This is a genomic window from Bradyrhizobium sp. 27S5 (genome assembly GCF_037217225.1).
Lineage (GTDB): Bacteria > Pseudomonadota > Alphaproteobacteria > Rhizobiales > Xanthobacteraceae > Bradyrhizobium > Bradyrhizobium septentrionale.
The window spans coordinates 3,682,036-3,696,242 of record NZ_CP147714.1 but is presented as its reverse complement, the minus strand read 5'-3'; the positions used below and the strand labels follow the sequence as shown (position 1 = coordinate 3,696,242).

Annotated in this window: 11 protein-coding genes and 1 pseudogene; 6 read left to right on the top strand and 6 right to left on the bottom strand. The window is 63.8% G+C overall.

What is annotated here, in order from left to right:
* The first annotated feature begins 203 nt into the window (after positions 1-203).
* Positions 204-887 (top strand): hypothetical protein, encoded by a 684-nt coding sequence (locus tag WDM24_RS16965; RefSeq protein WP_338831840.1) that lies wholly within the window; start codon positions 204-206, stop codon positions 885-887.
* A 71-nt stretch (positions 888-958) separates the two neighbouring features.
* Here WDM24_RS16965 and WDM24_RS16960 read toward each other — a convergent pair whose 3' ends face one another.
* Positions 959-1,564, bottom strand: coding sequence for a CarD family transcriptional regulator (locus WDM24_RS16960; RefSeq protein WP_338699726.1), 606 nt, complete (start codon positions 1,562-1,564; stop codon positions 959-961).
* Between the two features lie 1,041 nt (positions 1,565-2,605).
* On the opposite strand from WDM24_RS16960, the pseudogene WDM24_RS16955 reads away from it, so the two are divergent.
* Both WDM24_RS16955 and WDM24_RS16950 read left to right on the top strand, forming a co-directional pair.
* Positions 2,606-3,801, top strand: a pseudogene (locus WDM24_RS16955) (acetyl-CoA C-acyltransferase).
* A 110-nt stretch (positions 3,802-3,911) separates the two neighbouring features.
* A complete protein-coding gene (locus tag WDM24_RS16950) occupies positions 3,912-5,216 on the top strand; it encodes an MFS transporter (protein ID WP_338699720.1) in 1,305 nt (434 codons plus the stop codon).
* 27 nt (positions 5,217-5,243) lie between these two features.
* On the opposite strand, the gene WDM24_RS16945 is transcribed toward WDM24_RS16950, so the two are convergent.
* From WDM24_RS16945 to WDM24_RS16935, 3 genes are all read right to left on the bottom strand, one after another.
* The gene (locus WDM24_RS16945; protein WP_338699718.1) at positions 5,244-6,584 is read right to left on the bottom strand and encodes a carbohydrate porin; all 1,341 of its coding nucleotides are present in this window, start codon (positions 6,582-6,584) and stop codon (positions 5,244-5,246) included.
* A 24-nt stretch (positions 6,585-6,608) separates the two neighbouring features.
* A complete protein-coding gene (locus tag WDM24_RS16940; RefSeq protein ID WP_338831839.1) occupies positions 6,609-7,628 on the bottom strand; it encodes a transporter in 1,020 nt (339 codons plus the stop codon).
* 138 nt (positions 7,629-7,766) lie between these two features.
* On the bottom strand, positions 7,767-8,552 hold the full coding sequence (locus WDM24_RS16935; protein ID WP_029078656.1) for an acetoacetate decarboxylase: 786 nt from the start codon (positions 8,550-8,552) through the stop codon (positions 7,767-7,769).
* Positions 8,553-8,774: 222 nt separating this feature from the next.
* On the opposite strand from WDM24_RS16935, the gene WDM24_RS16930 reads away from it, so the two are divergent.
* Positions 8,775-9,938, top strand: a complete 1,164-nt coding sequence (locus WDM24_RS16930) for a patatin-like phospholipase family protein (protein WP_338831838.1) — start codon at positions 8,775-8,777, stop codon at positions 9,936-9,938.
* 101 nt (positions 9,939-10,039) lie between these two features.
* On the opposite strand, the gene WDM24_RS16925 is transcribed toward WDM24_RS16930, so the two are convergent.
* Complete coding sequence (locus WDM24_RS16925) at positions 10,040-11,599, bottom strand: acyl-CoA carboxylase subunit beta (protein WP_338699710.1); 1,560 nt, start codon at positions 11,597-11,599, stop codon at positions 10,040-10,042.
* The gene (locus WDM24_RS16920) at positions 11,529-12,503 is read right to left on the bottom strand and encodes an IclR family transcriptional regulator (RefSeq protein ID WP_338699708.1); all 975 of its coding nucleotides are present in this window, start codon (positions 12,501-12,503) and stop codon (positions 11,529-11,531) included. The genes WDM24_RS16925 and WDM24_RS16920 overlap by 71 nt, the downstream gene beginning before the upstream one ends.
* A gap of 130 nt (positions 12,504-12,633) precedes the next feature.
* Between WDM24_RS16920 and WDM24_RS16915 the strand changes: the two genes are divergently transcribed.
* The gene (locus WDM24_RS16915) at positions 12,634-12,855 is read left to right on the top strand and encodes an acetyl-CoA carboxylase biotin carboxyl carrier protein subunit (protein ID WP_338699706.1); all 222 of its coding nucleotides are present in this window, start codon (positions 12,634-12,636) and stop codon (positions 12,853-12,855) included.
* 154 nt (positions 12,856-13,009) lie between these two features.
* Positions 13,010-14,173, top strand: a complete 1,164-nt coding sequence (locus WDM24_RS16910; protein WP_338699704.1) for a TAXI family TRAP transporter solute-binding subunit — start codon at positions 13,010-13,012, stop codon at positions 14,171-14,173.
* The last annotated feature ends 34 nt before the right edge of the window (positions 14,174-14,207 follow it).

The window sequence follows — 14,207 nt, the reverse complement described above, 5'->3', positions numbered from 1 at the left end:
GACGCTATTCGATCATGCGGCCGGTGCTTCCAAGACGGTTTGCTTGATCAATGTTCCTGCCAAGACCAGATCGGGCGTCGCGAAGTCCTCAGTGAACCGTCATCAACCGAGCGGGGACTAACCTTTCAGCGCGGCTGGTCTGACCGCAAGTGAGAAACGGCCGCGAAGCCGCCGCAGCCGAATGCCCTATTTGGAACCTTTCCATGTCCGACACCCATACCCGCGACTCCTCGTGGACAACCGATTTAATCTGGCACTATTTCCACACCGTCACGACGGCGGCCAAAACGCCCGCCTATCGCAAGTTCTACAGCAACCAAGACCCCGGCGACGAATTGGACAGCCGCCATCGCGTCTATGAAATGCTGGTGGATGAACCGCTGAACACCCTTCCCACCCTGGCGGCGACCGCGGACGAGTCGATGGAGAACTACAAGAAGAGCAAGCTGCCATGGAACCAGAACAATGGCGGCTTCCTCAAGGCGGTGAACAATCAATATTGGTGCGGTTCGATCATCAAGATCGTGTTCGTCCGCTACATGGGCTGGAAAATGGCCGAACCGACGGCGCGCGACCAGGTGAGCGCGGCCCGCGATCCCAGCAAAGCGGTGGATTGGACGATCAAGAATCTTGAAAACAAGGTGCCGGTGCGGGCCTCCCTTGGCGGCGCCCATTATGTCGGCATCGTCGGCCACCGCACTTCGGGAGCCGACGGCAAGATCACCGAGTTTCTGTGCCTCGACCCATGGGCCTACGGCATCGACGGCCGCAATCGGAACATGAAATATGCCGGTTCGCCGACCGCCTTTCTCGGGATCAGCAAACGCGACGGCGCGATATGGACCTATAGCAACAAGGCCGTCGCCTTCGTCGAGCGGCCATCCTAGAGCGCCAGCGGCGCCGGAACGTCAGCCTGGAGGCGGAAGCGGACGTTCCGACGATGTCCGAGCAGAGCGCTCTATGCGCTCCGCCTGACCTCAGCGAGCATCAGGCTTTCAAGCTCCCTGACGGCTTCTGCTTCGGTAATGCCGCTGACAAGCGCGACTTCTCCGGACAGGCGATCGACTGCCGCCGCGTAAAGCTGTCGTTCGCTGTAGCTCTGTTCGGAATTGACCGAGGGCCGATAGAGATCGCGCATGACTTCCGCGATGGCGACAATATTGCCCGAATTGATCTTGCTTTCGTATTCCTGCGCAAGTCGGGACCAATTCCCCCGCGCTTTGTGCGGCGCTTGACCCAGGATTCGTCGCATGTGCTGGATGGCAGCGGGATCGGACGGTCTACGCATTCCGGCGCTTGCCGCTTTCCTCGTCGGAACGCGCAGCGTCATCTTGCTCTTCGCGAAATAGACGACAAAGAACTCGAGGCAAGCCCCTGCCACTGTCTGCTCCTCAATCGCTACAATTTGGCCGACGCCGTGCGCAGGGTACACGATCAAGTCCGTCGCCTTGAAACCAAAGCGCATCTCAGCGTTCTGGTTTTCAGTCGTTTCGCCGACGGGGTTCGCTGATGCCGAATGGGGGTGGTTCGAATAATTGGATTTGGATCGATTATCAAAATTCATTTCGCGACAAGCTCCATGGCTTCTTGAATCGGTTCATGCCAATTCCAGCTCTGATCAATCACGCATCTGAAACAAACTGCCGGGCCGGAAATCATTCACGCTGCCCGATTTGATCCCTAACCAATAAGCCGCGAGCGCGTGCGCCGCCACGAAAATGACGCCTCCAATTTCCATTCCCTTAGATGGCTGTGGTTTCTTGGCAACGTGTTCCCGCTCGGCGAAAATCAACGGTTCCGTGCCGAAATCTCGATCACTGAGTTGCCCGACGGCGCAAGCCCCCGCAGCAAAAATATTTCGGTTTATCGGAACGATAATTTGATGTATGGTTCGCCCGTCTCACCCGATCGAGGGGCGCTTCGCGATCGTCACGAACGCGGTGTGGGATGCGGTGGACGCGGAGATCACGACGGACGAAGCGTGATTGATGCGGACGGTGAAGTCGTGTGGTCCTGACGCCCTAGTGGCCGGTGTCCTCAAGCAAAGCGCGAAAGCGTCTTGCGAAGGCGGTGACAAACAAGCCCAGTCTCGCCGGGGAGAGCACGAAGTAAGCCGTAACCCATCGCGCAGGGAAAGCCGGAGTGTTTCCGGTTACACCTGTGGTCCTACCCCCGTGCTTTCTACCTTTGCACGGGGCCCATGGGTGCGATCGGCACCCGGCTTTCCCTGCGCCCTCTGCCAAGTGAGAGGGCAAAACGAAGAGCAAAGCTCGGACAAATCATGTCGCGAGAACGCGAAGCTGTGTCCCCACCCACACTGTCATCGCCCGGCTCGACCGGGCGATCCAGTACGCCGCGGCCCCTGGGCTCAAGCAAAGCTGTCTCTGGAATACTGGATCACCCGCATGCGCGGGTGATGACATCCCGGGTTGGGGTTCGCAGGGACGACAGCGGACATCGATGCAACAGCAGCCCGCGCTCCCTCCCCAACTCATGCGAACACGACATTTTGTCATGGCAGGCGGACACGCAGTTGCATTTCTTGCATTGCATCATATGATGAAGATAATTCAATCAAATCCCCGGCATTGAAGGAAATCCTGCCATGGCATCCAGCGCCGATCCCGTCGTCATCCTCTCGGCCGTCCGCACCGCGCTTGGCCGCTTCATGGGCGAACTGACGCCGCTCGCGGCGCACAAGCTCGGCTCGCACGTGATCGGCGCGGCGCTCGAACGCGCAAAACTCGCGCCCGAGCGGATCGACGAGGTGTTCATGGGCAACGTGCTGCCCGCGGGCCAGGGCCAGGCCCCTGCCCGCCAGGCCGCGCGCGGCGCAAAACTACCCGATGCCACCGGCGCCACCACCGTCAACAAGGTCTGCGGCTCCGGCATGAAGGCGACCATGCTCGGCCACGACATCATCAAGGCCGGCTCGGCCGAGATCGTGCTGTCCGGCGGCATGGAGAGCATGAGCAACGCGCCGTATCTGCTGCAAAAGGCGCGCGGCGGCTATCGCGCCGGCCATGACCGCATCATCGACCACATGATGATGGACGGGCTCGAGGACGCCTACGAGACCGGCCGCTCGATGGGCGATTTCGGCGAGGCGACCGCGGAGGCCTATCAGTTCACCCGCGCCGACCAGGACACTTACGCGATCGAGACGCTGAGCCGTGCCCGCAAGGCGGTCGAGGGCGGCGCCTTCAAGGCCGAGATCGCGCCGATCACGCTGCAGGAAAAATCCGGCCCGCGCATCATCGCCAATGACGAGCATCCGCTGAAGGTCGATCCCGCAAAGATCCCCGGCCTCAAGCCCGCATTCCGTGCCAACGGCACCATCACGCCGGCGGCCTCCTCCGCCAACGCCAACGGCGCCGCGGCGCTGATCCTGCGAAGCGCTCGCTTGCCGACCGCGACGGGCTGCCGGTGCTGGCCGAGATCAAGGGCCACGCCACCCACAGCCAGGAGCCGCAGTGGTTCACCACCGCGCCGATCCCGGCGATCAGAAAGCTGCTCGACAAGGTCGGCTGGAGCGTCGGCGATGTCGATCTGTTCGAGATCAACGAAGCTTTCGCCGTGGTCGCGATGGCGGCGCAGCGCGATCTCGGAATTCCCAGGGACAGGCTGAACATCAATGGTGGCGCCTGCGCCCTCGGCCACCCGATCGGCGCCACCGGCGCGCGGCTAATCGTGACGCTGCTGCACGCGCTGGAAGCGCAGAATCTGAAACGCGGCGTCGCTGCGCTGTGCATCGGCGGCGGCGAAGCCACCGCGATCGCGGTCGAGCGCGTCGCGCACTGACCTGAGGCACGAGTCCGAAAACGAGGGAACTATGTCATTTTAGACATAGCTCCCTCGTGCCATATTGCGCATCACGAACAGAACCCTCATCGCATTTCAATTGGGGCCCAATGATCTCGAACTGGCTTGCTTCCACCCTCGCCCGCCGCAACATCCACTACGGTTGGGTGATGGTCGCCGTGACCTTTCTCGCCGCACTGATCTCGGCCGGCACCGTCGGCGCGCCCGGCGTCTTCATCGTGCCGCTGCAGAAGGAGTTCGGCTGGTCCACCGCCGAGATCTCCTCGGCGCTGTCGATCCGCTTCATCCTGTTCGGACTGATGGCGCCGTTCGCCGCCGCGCTGCTGAACCGCTACGGCCTGCGCAACGTGACGCTGGCGGCACAGCTGATCGTGGTCTCGGGATTGCTCGCCTCCCTCGCCATGACGCAGGTCTGGCAGCTGGTGCTCTTGTGGGGCGTCGTGATCGGGATCGGCACCGGCATGACCGCGCTGGTGCTCGGCGCGACGATCGCGGCGCGCTGGTTCGTCGGACGCCGCGGCCTGGTGGTCGGCATCCTCACCGCGAGCGTCGCGACCGGGCAGCTCGCCTTCCTGCCGCTGCTCGCGACGCTGACCGAGCGTTATGGCTGGCGCGTCGCGCTCGGGCTGGTCTGCGTCATGCTCGGCGTCGCCGCCTTTGCCGTGCTGATGGTGATGCGCGACCGGCCAAGCGACGTCGGCCTGCGCCCGTTCGGCGATGACGGCACCGCGCCCCTCCCCGCGCCGCCGCCGGCCAATACGCCGATCATGGCGGTCGCGCTCGGCACGCTGCGCGATTCCTCGAAATCGTCGGTGTTCTGGATCCTGTTCGCGACCTTCTTCGTCTGCGGCGCATCGACCAACGGCCTGGTCCAGGTCCACCTGATCCCGATGTGTCTCGATTACGGCATCCCGCAGGTGCAGGCCGCCAGCCTGCTCGCCGCAATGGGCATCTTCGACTTCTTCGGCACCATCGTCTCGGGCTGGCTGTCGGACCGCTACGACAACCGCTATCTGCTGTTCTGGTATTACGGTCTGCGCGGCCTCTCGCTGCTGTTCCTGCCGTTCTCCGACTTCACGTTCTACGGATTGTCGCTGTTTGCGATGTTCTACGGACTCGACTGGATCGCGACCGTGCCGCCGACGGTGCGCCTCACGGCGCAGCGCTTCGGCGCCGAGCGTGCCAATCTGGTGTTCGGCTGGATCTTCGCCGGCCACCAGCTCGGCGCCGGCACCGCCGCATTCGGCGCCGGCCTGTCGCGCACCCTCTATCAGAGCTATCTGCCGGCGTTCTTCATTGCCGGCGCGCTCTGCGTGTTCGCCGCGCTGATCGCGCTGGCGATCGCACGGCCGCAACCGAAGCCAGCGGCCGAGCCGAAACCGGCGGCGGCTTGAGGCCCTCGCCTGCGCGACTTGCGCTGGTCAGTACGAGAGGATGGTGCGCATCCCGAACACGATGCTGTCCTTGATCCGATGCGTCTGCGTCGGATCATTGGGGTCGACGGCGCCGCCGCCGGGATGGGCGATGTATTGAAACATCGGCTGCATCGTGAAATTGGCATTCACGACGTGCTGGTAGGTGATCTCGAGGATCGCCTCATAGTCGCGGATCGGATACGCCGTGCCGGTGAAGATCTGGGTATCGCGATCGAGCGCGCGGGCGGCGTCGGAAATCCTGCCGTAAATCCCGGCAATGCCGAACCGGTCGTCCGGATATTTGTCGCTGAAGCCGGTGAACAGGAAGCCGCCGTCGACATAGGTGCTGATGAGGTTGCGGTCCGACGGGCTGACCGAAACTCGCATGAAGAACGCGACGCCCTTGTCCGCGTCCGGCTCAACGCGCGCGAGCAACTGCTCATAGACCATGAAGATGCCGTTGTCCCGTCGCAGCCACCGGGTGTCGCCGGAGCTGTTGGGATCGGCGAGCGACAGCCCGTCGGCCCCGAAGCGCTGATCGGCGAACGACATCATGTGATACCAGCCGCCGCCGGTGATCGTGGCCGGCAGCTTGCTCTCGCCGATCTCGAACTTGTATTTGAGCTGGCCGATCCACCAGGGCGGATCGTTGACGCGGAACAGGATCCCGTGCGGATTGAGGAGTTGCGGATCCTCGGTTCCCTGCGGTGGAGCGGCCGAACCGTCAAACAGCCCCAGATAGGCCGTGAGGCGGTCGGTCAGGCTTGCCTTGATGCGGATCCCGGGCACGGCAAGCGCCGGCGATGGCCCGCCGGTCGGAAGATTGACGCCGGTGATGCCGGGCCAGCCCAACGCCGAATTGATGAAGATGTCGTCGTACTGGCTGTCGATGAACTCGACGTCGGAGCCCTGCTGGCCGACGCGCACCGCGAGCCTGCCGTCCAGGAGCTTCTGCTCGATCCAGAACTCGTAGAGCCGCGTCGCCGGCAGCGACTCGACGCCGGACACCAGAAACAAGTTGCCGACATAGCCCCGCGACAGCCCGTCGCCATGGATCTGGAACATGTTGGCGTGGAAGGTCGCGCCGGTCCAGCCCATCACCTTCTCGAGGTCGATCGTGGTGCCGAGATCGAGACGGCCGGTATAGGCCGCACCGTTGCTCACACCTCCCGAGGTGTTGGTAAACGCCTCGCCGATATAGGTCATGCTGAACTGGTAGCCGGCCTCCTCCGGCGCGGCGCGCGTATCCGCGATCCGATCGGCGACCGGCTTGTCGTCCGCATGCGCCGGGGCGCAGAGCGCGAGGGCCGCGGCCACCAGTGTTGCGCGGGAAAGAGCTCTGCTCATGGGAGATGCCGCGGTGCGATCGCGCTATTTGACGATGCGCAGCCGTCGCATCAGCAGATAAGCCAAGAGCGCCGATCCGACCAACAAGCCAGCAGCCCACAGAAATCCGCTGTCGACATCGGTCAGCGGCAATCCCTTGGTGTTCATGCCGAAGATGCCGGTGACGAGCGTCGGCGGCAGCAGCATCATGGTGACGACGGACAGCGCATGCAGATGCTTGTTGCTCTCCTCCTCGAGCTTGAAGCGCAGCTCTTCCTCGAGAAGGCGGCTGCGCTCGCGCAGTTCGACGATGTCGTGGTCGAGGCCGTCGAGCCGCTGTGCCAGCTTGCCGGCCTGCAACCGCAGCGCCGGGCTGAGATTGTCCATGTTCTTCAGCTCGAGCCGGTGAAACAGCACACGCAAACCGGCGAGCTGGCGATGCAGCCGCACGCAGGTCCGGCGCATCCGCCCGAGCGTGCCGCGCATCTCGGAATTGGTTTCGCCGGCGACCACCCGGTCCTCGATCGCATCGATCTCGGTGCCGATCTTGTCGGCCATGCGGTCCATGGTGTCGGCGACCTCATGGATGATCTTTTCCAGCAGCGCCGCGACGCTCTCGACGCGATAGCCACTTTCGAGCACGCGGCGCGTCGCGTCGACCGCGCAGAGCGCCTGGTGGCGTCCGCTGATCAGGAGACGCTCGGTCATCGCAAACCGAAGGAAGTCGGTCTCCTCGGTCGGAGCATCGATGCTGCGCACCAGATCGGAGAACACGCCATAGACGCAATTGTCGATGGTGTGGATCTGCTGGAATTCGTCGTTCGACAGCAGCAGGTCGCGCGCGAGCTGCGGGATGTGCATGTTGGCGAGCCACGCGCGGGTACGGACATCGCTCAGGTTGAAGTGCAGCCACAACCTTCCGTCATGGCTCGGCTCGATCGGTTTGTCGATTGGAAGCGCCTCGGCACGGCCGTCGTGGTGCAGGCGAAACGCCCATACCAGGCCGGGGACGGCCTCATGCGTCAGCAGCGAGCCGACAGGAGCAGGAGGTGGATCAGCCAGCATGGCCGCTCTCCAAGAGAATCTTCAAGGCAACCGCGCGAAATGACATGCTCAAAAACCCGCCGCCGCGCAAAACCGGGCGGGCGCGTCCTTCGTCATATTGGAGGACGCGCCCGTTACAGTTTTATGTCAGCGACAGCCCTACTCGGCCGCAAGGCCGGTCGGCGTCGCCGCCTCGGCGGCTTCCTTGTTGTAGTCGTGCACCACGCGGCCGAACGGCAGCGTCAGGTCGGCGAGGAAATGGTGCGCGCCGACGACGCGCTTGACCGGGAAATCCGCGACCGGCGCGTTGACATGCGGCACCAGATGCAGCCGGCCCGGCCCGATCCACGATCCCTTGACGACGATGTCGGTCAGGTTGATCGCAACCAGTTGGCAGATTTCGAGATGGCCGTCGACGCCGGGGATCATCTTCAGATTGATCTGCGTCTTCGACAGCGTGGCGCGGGTGATGTCGCCATTGCCCGCCATGCTCTCGTGCTTGTAGCCCATCGTGCCCATCGCAACGAGCTGGCCGGCATATTCCAGCGTGCCGGTCAGCGTGTCCTTGACGATCTCGAGCTTCGGGTGGGCGTACTTCTTCGGAAAGCCCCAGATCTCACGGCCGGCCGCGATCGGCGGATCATCGTCGAGATACATCTGGCAGACGAAGTTGACCTCTTCGCCATGCAGGCGCGCGGGGATCACAAGGCCGGACTCGGTGTAGCTGCCGAAGCCGGAGCTGTCGGGCATCTTGATCCATTCGTAATGCACGATCGCCTGCTCGATCGGCTCCAGCGGCTCAGGCAGGCCGGCACGGATCAGCTCCGGATCGGTCTCATAGGTGATGACAAGGAATTCGCGATCGATGAAGCGGTAGGGACCGGCGGGATAGCTCGGACCGGCGGCCGGCATGGACGGAAGCTTGAGCAGATCTTCCCTGCGCATCGCAATAACCCCCTGTTTGAAAAGCTTGCGCGGAAGCTAACGGCCGAGATTGACAGCGAGATGAGGGATTTCCGTCAGCCGCATGACCCGCGTTTCGCTGATGAGGCCAATGCTAACCATGCAGGCAGGCACGGCGGATGCGCCATGGGCCGACGCGGCGTTTGTCATCACGGCGTCATCGGCGCCCTGAATTCTCGCCGCGAATTTTTTGGAGTGTCTGAGATGGACGCGCGAACCCCTCATTTTGACGATATCGAGCACGCGACGCCCGGCTGGCGCCCCGAAGGCTGCGATCGCGTGGCGCTGGTGCTGCAGGGCGGCGGCGCGCTCGGCGCCTATCAGGCCGGCGTCTACCAGGCGCTGCATGAATCCAACATCGAGCCCGACTGGGTCTGCGGCGTCTCGATCGGCGCGATCAACTCGGCGATCATCGCCGGCAATCCGGCGGAGAAGCGACTGGAGCGGCTGCACACATTCTGGGATCGCATCACCAGCCGCAAGATCTGGCATTACACGCCTGATGGCGACATCTTCCGCAAGGCGCGCAATTTCACCAGCTCATGGCTGACGACGACGCTCGGGCAACCCGGCTTCTTCACCCCGCATCAGACCAATCCGTGGTTCAGCCCGGCCGGCGCGCACACCGCCACCAGCTATTACGACACCACGCCGTTGCGTGAATCACTGCTCGAGCTGGTCGATTTCGACCGCATCAATTCCAAGACAATGCGGTTTGCGGTCGGCGCGGTGAATGTGCTGTCCGGCAACTTCATCTATTTCGACAATGCCCATGACGAGATCATCCCTGAGCACATCATGGCGAGCGGCGCGCTGCCGCCGGCGCTGCCGATGGTGAAGGTCGGCACCGATCATTTCTGGGACGGCGGCATCGTCTCCAACACGCCGCTGCAGCACCTGCTGGACCAGGAAGACAACGCCAACTCGCTGGTGTTCCAGGTCGACCTGTTCTCGGCGCGCGGCGCGCTGCCGCGCGACATCCAGGACGTGATGGCCCGCCACAAGGACATCATGTATTCGTCGCGCACCCGCTACAACACCGACGTCTACCGCAAGACCTACAATCTGCGCACCGCCCTGCACAACGCGTTGGGGAAAATCCCCGACGATCAGCTCTCGGATGAAGAGCGCCAGCTCAAGAAGGCGAACAGCCGGCTGCCCGGAATCACGTTGCTGCAGCTGATCTATCAGCAGAAGGCCTATGAGGGCGACGCCAAGGACCACGAATTCTCCGGCACCTCGATGCGCGAGCACTGGGTGAGCGGACACGAGGACACCAAGCGTTCGCTGAAGCATCGCGAATGGATCAAGATGCCGGAGAACGGCATGGGCATCGTGATCCACGACGTGCATCGGGAGAGCGAGTAGCACGCGTCGTCATTCCGGGATGGTCCGAAGGACCAGACCCGGAATCTCGGGATTCCGGGTTCGATGCTTCGCATCGCCCCGGAATGACGGCGTGAAAAAGCTTACGGCCGCGTCGACATGTTGCCCGGCGGGCCCGGGGTGCGGATCGGTTCGGCCAGACGCGCGAATTCGCAGAGCAGCGAGCGCGTCTTGCGCGGATCGATCACCTCCTCTACCCAGAACTTCTCGGCCGAGCGGAACGGCGAGCGCAGCTTGTTGAGGCGATCCTCGATCTCGCGCAGCTTGGCGGCGGGATCACTGGCCGCGTCGATCTCGGCGCGATAGGCCGCCTCGATGCCGCCCTCCAGCGGCAGCGAGCCCCAATAGGCCGACGGCCAAGCATAGCGCATCGAGAACCGGTTGGCCGGCTGATGCACCACGCCGGCGACACCGAAAGCGTTGCGGATGATGATGGTGCACCACGGCACCGTGCTCTGGTTGACTGCGGCCATCGCCCGCACGCCGTGGCGGATGGTCGCCGACTTCTCCGCCTCGAGCCCGATCATGAAGCCCGGGCAGTCCATCAGATAGACCACCGGTAGATGGAAGGTCTCGGCGAAGTCGACCCACCGCACCACCTTCTGGCAGGCGTCCGCGGTCCACGAGCCGCCATAGTGGAACGGATCGCTGCCGAGCAGCAGCACCGCCCTGCCCTCGATCCGCGCCAGTCCGGTGATCACAGGCCGGCCGAAATTGGCGGCGACCTCGAAGAACGAGCCCTTGTCGACGACGGCCTCGATGATCGGCCGCATCTTGTAGACCTGCCTGCGGTTGCGCGGCACGGCCTTCAGCAGCGCCTCCTCGGCGCGTTCCGGATCGTCGGTGCAGGGAATGGTCGGCGGCAGATCGTAGACCGACGACGGCAGATAGGACAGGAAGCGCCGCGCGTAGTCGAACGCCTCCTCCTCGGTCTCGACCGCCTGATCGATCGCGCCGGCGCGGGTCTGGATGTCGGCGCCGCCGAGCTCCTGCTTGGTGAGGTCCTGACCCAGGCGCTTCACCACCGGCGGACCGGCGACGAACATCGCGGAGCTCTTGGTCATGACCGAGTAATGCGTCGCCGCCAGCCGCGCCGCACCTAAGCCGGCGACCGAACCGAGGCCGAGGCCGACCACCGGCACGCGCGCCAGATTGGCGGTCGTGTACCAGTACCAGCGCGTGCCGCCGACGCCGCCGGGCAGATTGGCGGCGCCCTTGGTCTCGATCGTCTTCACCGAGCCGCCGCCGCCCGAACCTTCAATCACGCGAACGATCGGCAGGCGGAAATCATGCGCCATCTCCTCCGCCATCAGCGGCTTGGCGGAGATCGATGCATCGGCCGAGCCGCCGCGCACGGTGAAATCGTCGCCGACCACCACCACGGTGCGGCCGTCGACCCTGGCGCGGCCGAACACGCAGTTCGCCGGCGTCAGATGCTTGAGTTCGTTGCTCTCGTCATATTCGGCGATGCCGGAGATGGCACCGACCTCGTGGAAGCTGCTCTGGTCGACGAGCTTGTCGATGCGCTCACGAACGGTGAGCCGGCCCTGGTCGCGCTGTCGCTTGACCTTGTCAACGCCTCCCATCTCCCGCGCGAACGCTTCGCGCCGGGCGAGGTCGTCGAGTTCCGGCTTCCAGTTCATTCATTGCCTCCGTCTTGATCATTTTGTTGTTGTTATGGGCGGCGACCGATAGCGATTTGCGTTCGATCCGATTGCTGAAGATATCGCCGTCGGCGCCTTCGAGCAGGCTGCCGAGCGCGGCGGCGAGTTCGACCATTTGCGGTGCGACCTCGCGGTGCAGCCGCTCTTCGTCATACATCGCCGAGAGCAGGCCGATCGTGGTGACCACATAGGTCTGATATTGCGGCGACCACAGCGGCACCGCGACGCCGTTGATATGCGGGCTCCACAGGCCGCAGGCGACGACGTAGCCGTGCTCCTGCAAATGACGGCGGTTGGCCTCGATGCGCGGCGTCAGCATCTTGGCGCTCTCAGGCAACTCGCCTTCCATCTCTGATATCAGCGCGTCGCCGATCACAGGATCGAGCGCGGCCGTGTAGGCATGGCCGGCGGCGGTGGTCGCCATCGAGATGCGGCTGCCGGTGGCCTCATGCAGGCCGAGCGCGTTCGCCGCGCGGGCGAACTCCAGATAGACCATTTGAAAGCGGTCGGGGATCACGAAGCCCACCGTGCCCGGCAATTGATCGGCGACATCCTGCAGGCGCAGCCGGATCAGATTGCGCAGCTGCAGCCCCTTCATCATCGTGGTGCTCATCGCGACCGCACTCGGACCGATCCGATACTTCTGGTCGCGCGGCAGATAGACGAGCTGTCCCATCCGCGTCAGCGTGTGCGTCAACCGCGACACCGTCGAACGCGGCAGGCCGCAGCGGTTCGAGATTTCGAGATTGCCGAGCCGGGCTTCGTGCCCCTCGAAGCACCGCAACACATCGAAGGCGCGCGACACCACCTGGATGACATCGCCATCGCCTGTCTCGCTGGCGAGCATTCCCTGCCTGCTAAGTCGTTCCGAGCGCCGTCCCATTTGTTTTGGCTCCATTCCGTCCTGCGGAATAAAATTCCACTTGCAGATGAAGCTACCTCAGGCAATCTGCCGCCACAACAAAAAGCCGCTCGCCGGATGAAATTTCCGCAAGACGGTATCGGAGAGTGGAATGCCAGAGATCAAGGTCGTGACCGAAGTTGCCGGGCGCGTTTGCGCGCTTCCTGTCGAGGCCGGCACCAGCATCGGCGATGGCGACGAGATTGCGTTCGTCGAGGCGATGAAGATGGAAATACCGGTCACATCGACGGCAGCAGGCAGAATCAAGTCGATTCTGGTCAAGATCGACGACGTCATCGCCGAAGGCCAGGCGGTCGCGATCGTCGAGACCTGAGATCTCGCAACCTCCGGCCAGCCGCGACAATCTGTCCGGTGATGCAGCGGCCGAAATCGCCGCCTTGCGTCGGACGTAGCGTTGCCATCGCCGGATCGCGATGCAATCATCCCGCCCGGAAAAAGTTTCGCACAACGAAACAAAGGGAGGGATTATGATCCATCGGCTGATGGCGCTCGCGCCTGCCGCGCTTGCCGGCTTATCCATCATCGCTGCCCTGCCCGCCTCGGCCGAGGACATCAAGCTGCCGCCGACCATGGCGGTGACCGCCTATGACACCGGCACCGCCGGCTTCAACATCGCGGTCGGCGTCGGCAAGATGATGAAGGACAAATACGGCACCGACGTCCGCGTGCTGCCGGCCGGCAACGACGTCGCGCGTCTCGCACCCTTGCGCGCCAAGCGCGCGGTCTCCTCGGCGATGGGATCGGGCACCTACTTCGCGCAGGAAGGCGTGTTCGAGTTCGGCGCCAAGGAATGGGGTCCGCAGCCGCTGCAGCTCATGCTGTCGTCGGTCGACTGCAATTGCGGCGCGCTTGGCGTGGCGGCGGATGCCGGCGTCAAGGAGATGAAGGATCTGCGCGGCAAGCGCGTCGGCTTCGTGGTCGGCTCGCCGGCGCTGAACCAGAACTCGCTGGCGATGCTCGCCTTCGGCGGCCTCACCCAGAACGACGTCAAGATCGTCGAGTTTGCAAGCTATGGCGCGATGTGGAAGGGCCTCATCAACAACGACACCGACGCCGCCTTCGGCACCACGATCACCGGCCCCGCTAAGGAGGCCGAGACCTCGCCGCGCGGATTGATGTGGCCGCCGCTGCCCGCCAGCGACAAGGAAGGCTGGGCGCGGGTGAAGAAGGTCGGCTCGTTCTTCTTCCCGCAAACCGCAACCTGCGGCGCCGGCATCTCACCGGACAAGCCGATTCAGCTTGGCAACTACCCTTACCCGATCTTCGTTGCCTACGCCGCGCAACCCGCCGACCAGATCTATGCGATCACCAAGGCGATGATCATCAACTACGATGCCTACAAGGATTCGGCCCCCGGTGCCGGCGGCCTCAGCGCCGACCGCCAGACCAAGAACTGGGTCGTCCCGGTGCATCCCGGCGCGGTGAAGGCGCTCAAGGAAGCAGGCTACTGGAGCGACGAACAGGACGCGCATAACAATGCGCTGTACAAGCGCCAGGAAGTGCTCGGCGCGGCCTGGACGGATTACGGCAAGTCCAGCCCGCCCTCCGATGAGAAAGCCTTCCTCGACGGCTGGATGAAGGCGCGCGCCGCAGCGCTCGCGAAGGCCAACATGCCTAATGGCTTCGACTGAAAGCTGTTAGGCTGCCGCGAAAACAAGATCATCG

Bases quoted from the DNA above. Each gene is read 5' to 3' on its own strand.
- WDM24_RS16935 (WP_029078656.1), bottom strand. From the start codon at position 8,552: ATGCGCAGGGAAGATCTGCTCAAGCTTCCGTCCATGCCGGCCGCCGGT.
- WDM24_RS16920 (WP_338699708.1), bottom strand. From the start codon at position 12,503: ATGGGACGGCGCTCGGAACGACTTAGCAGGCAGGGAATGCTCGCCAGC.
- WDM24_RS16960 (WP_338699726.1), bottom strand. From the start codon at position 1,564: ATGAATTTTGATAATCGATCCAAATCCAATTATTCGAACCACCCCCAT.
- WDM24_RS16925 (WP_338699710.1), bottom strand. From the start codon at position 11,599: ATGAACTGGAAGCCGGAACTCGACGACCTCGCCCGGCGCGAAGCGTTC.
- WDM24_RS16945 (WP_338699718.1), bottom strand. From the start codon at position 6,584: ATGAGCAGAGCTCTTTCCCGCGCAACACTGGTGGCCGCGGCCCTCGCG.
- WDM24_RS16965 (WP_338831840.1), top strand. From the start codon at position 204: ATGTCCGACACCCATACCCGCGACTCCTCGTGGACAACCGATTTAATC.
- WDM24_RS16940 (WP_338831839.1), bottom strand. From the start codon at position 7,628: ATGCTGGCTGATCCACCTCCTGCTCCTGTCGGCTCGCTGCTGACGCAT.
- WDM24_RS16910 (WP_338699704.1), top strand. From the start codon at position 13,010: ATGATCCATCGGCTGATGGCGCTCGCGCCTGCCGCGCTTGCCGGCTTA.
- WDM24_RS16930 (WP_338831838.1), top strand. From the start codon at position 8,775: ATGGACGCGCGAACCCCTCATTTTGACGATATCGAGCACGCGACGCCC.
- WDM24_RS16950 (WP_338699720.1), top strand. From the start codon at position 3,912: ATGATCTCGAACTGGCTTGCTTCCACCCTCGCCCGCCGCAACATCCAC.
- WDM24_RS16915 (WP_338699706.1), top strand. From the start codon at position 12,634: ATGCCAGAGATCAAGGTCGTGACCGAAGTTGCCGGGCGCGTTTGCGCG.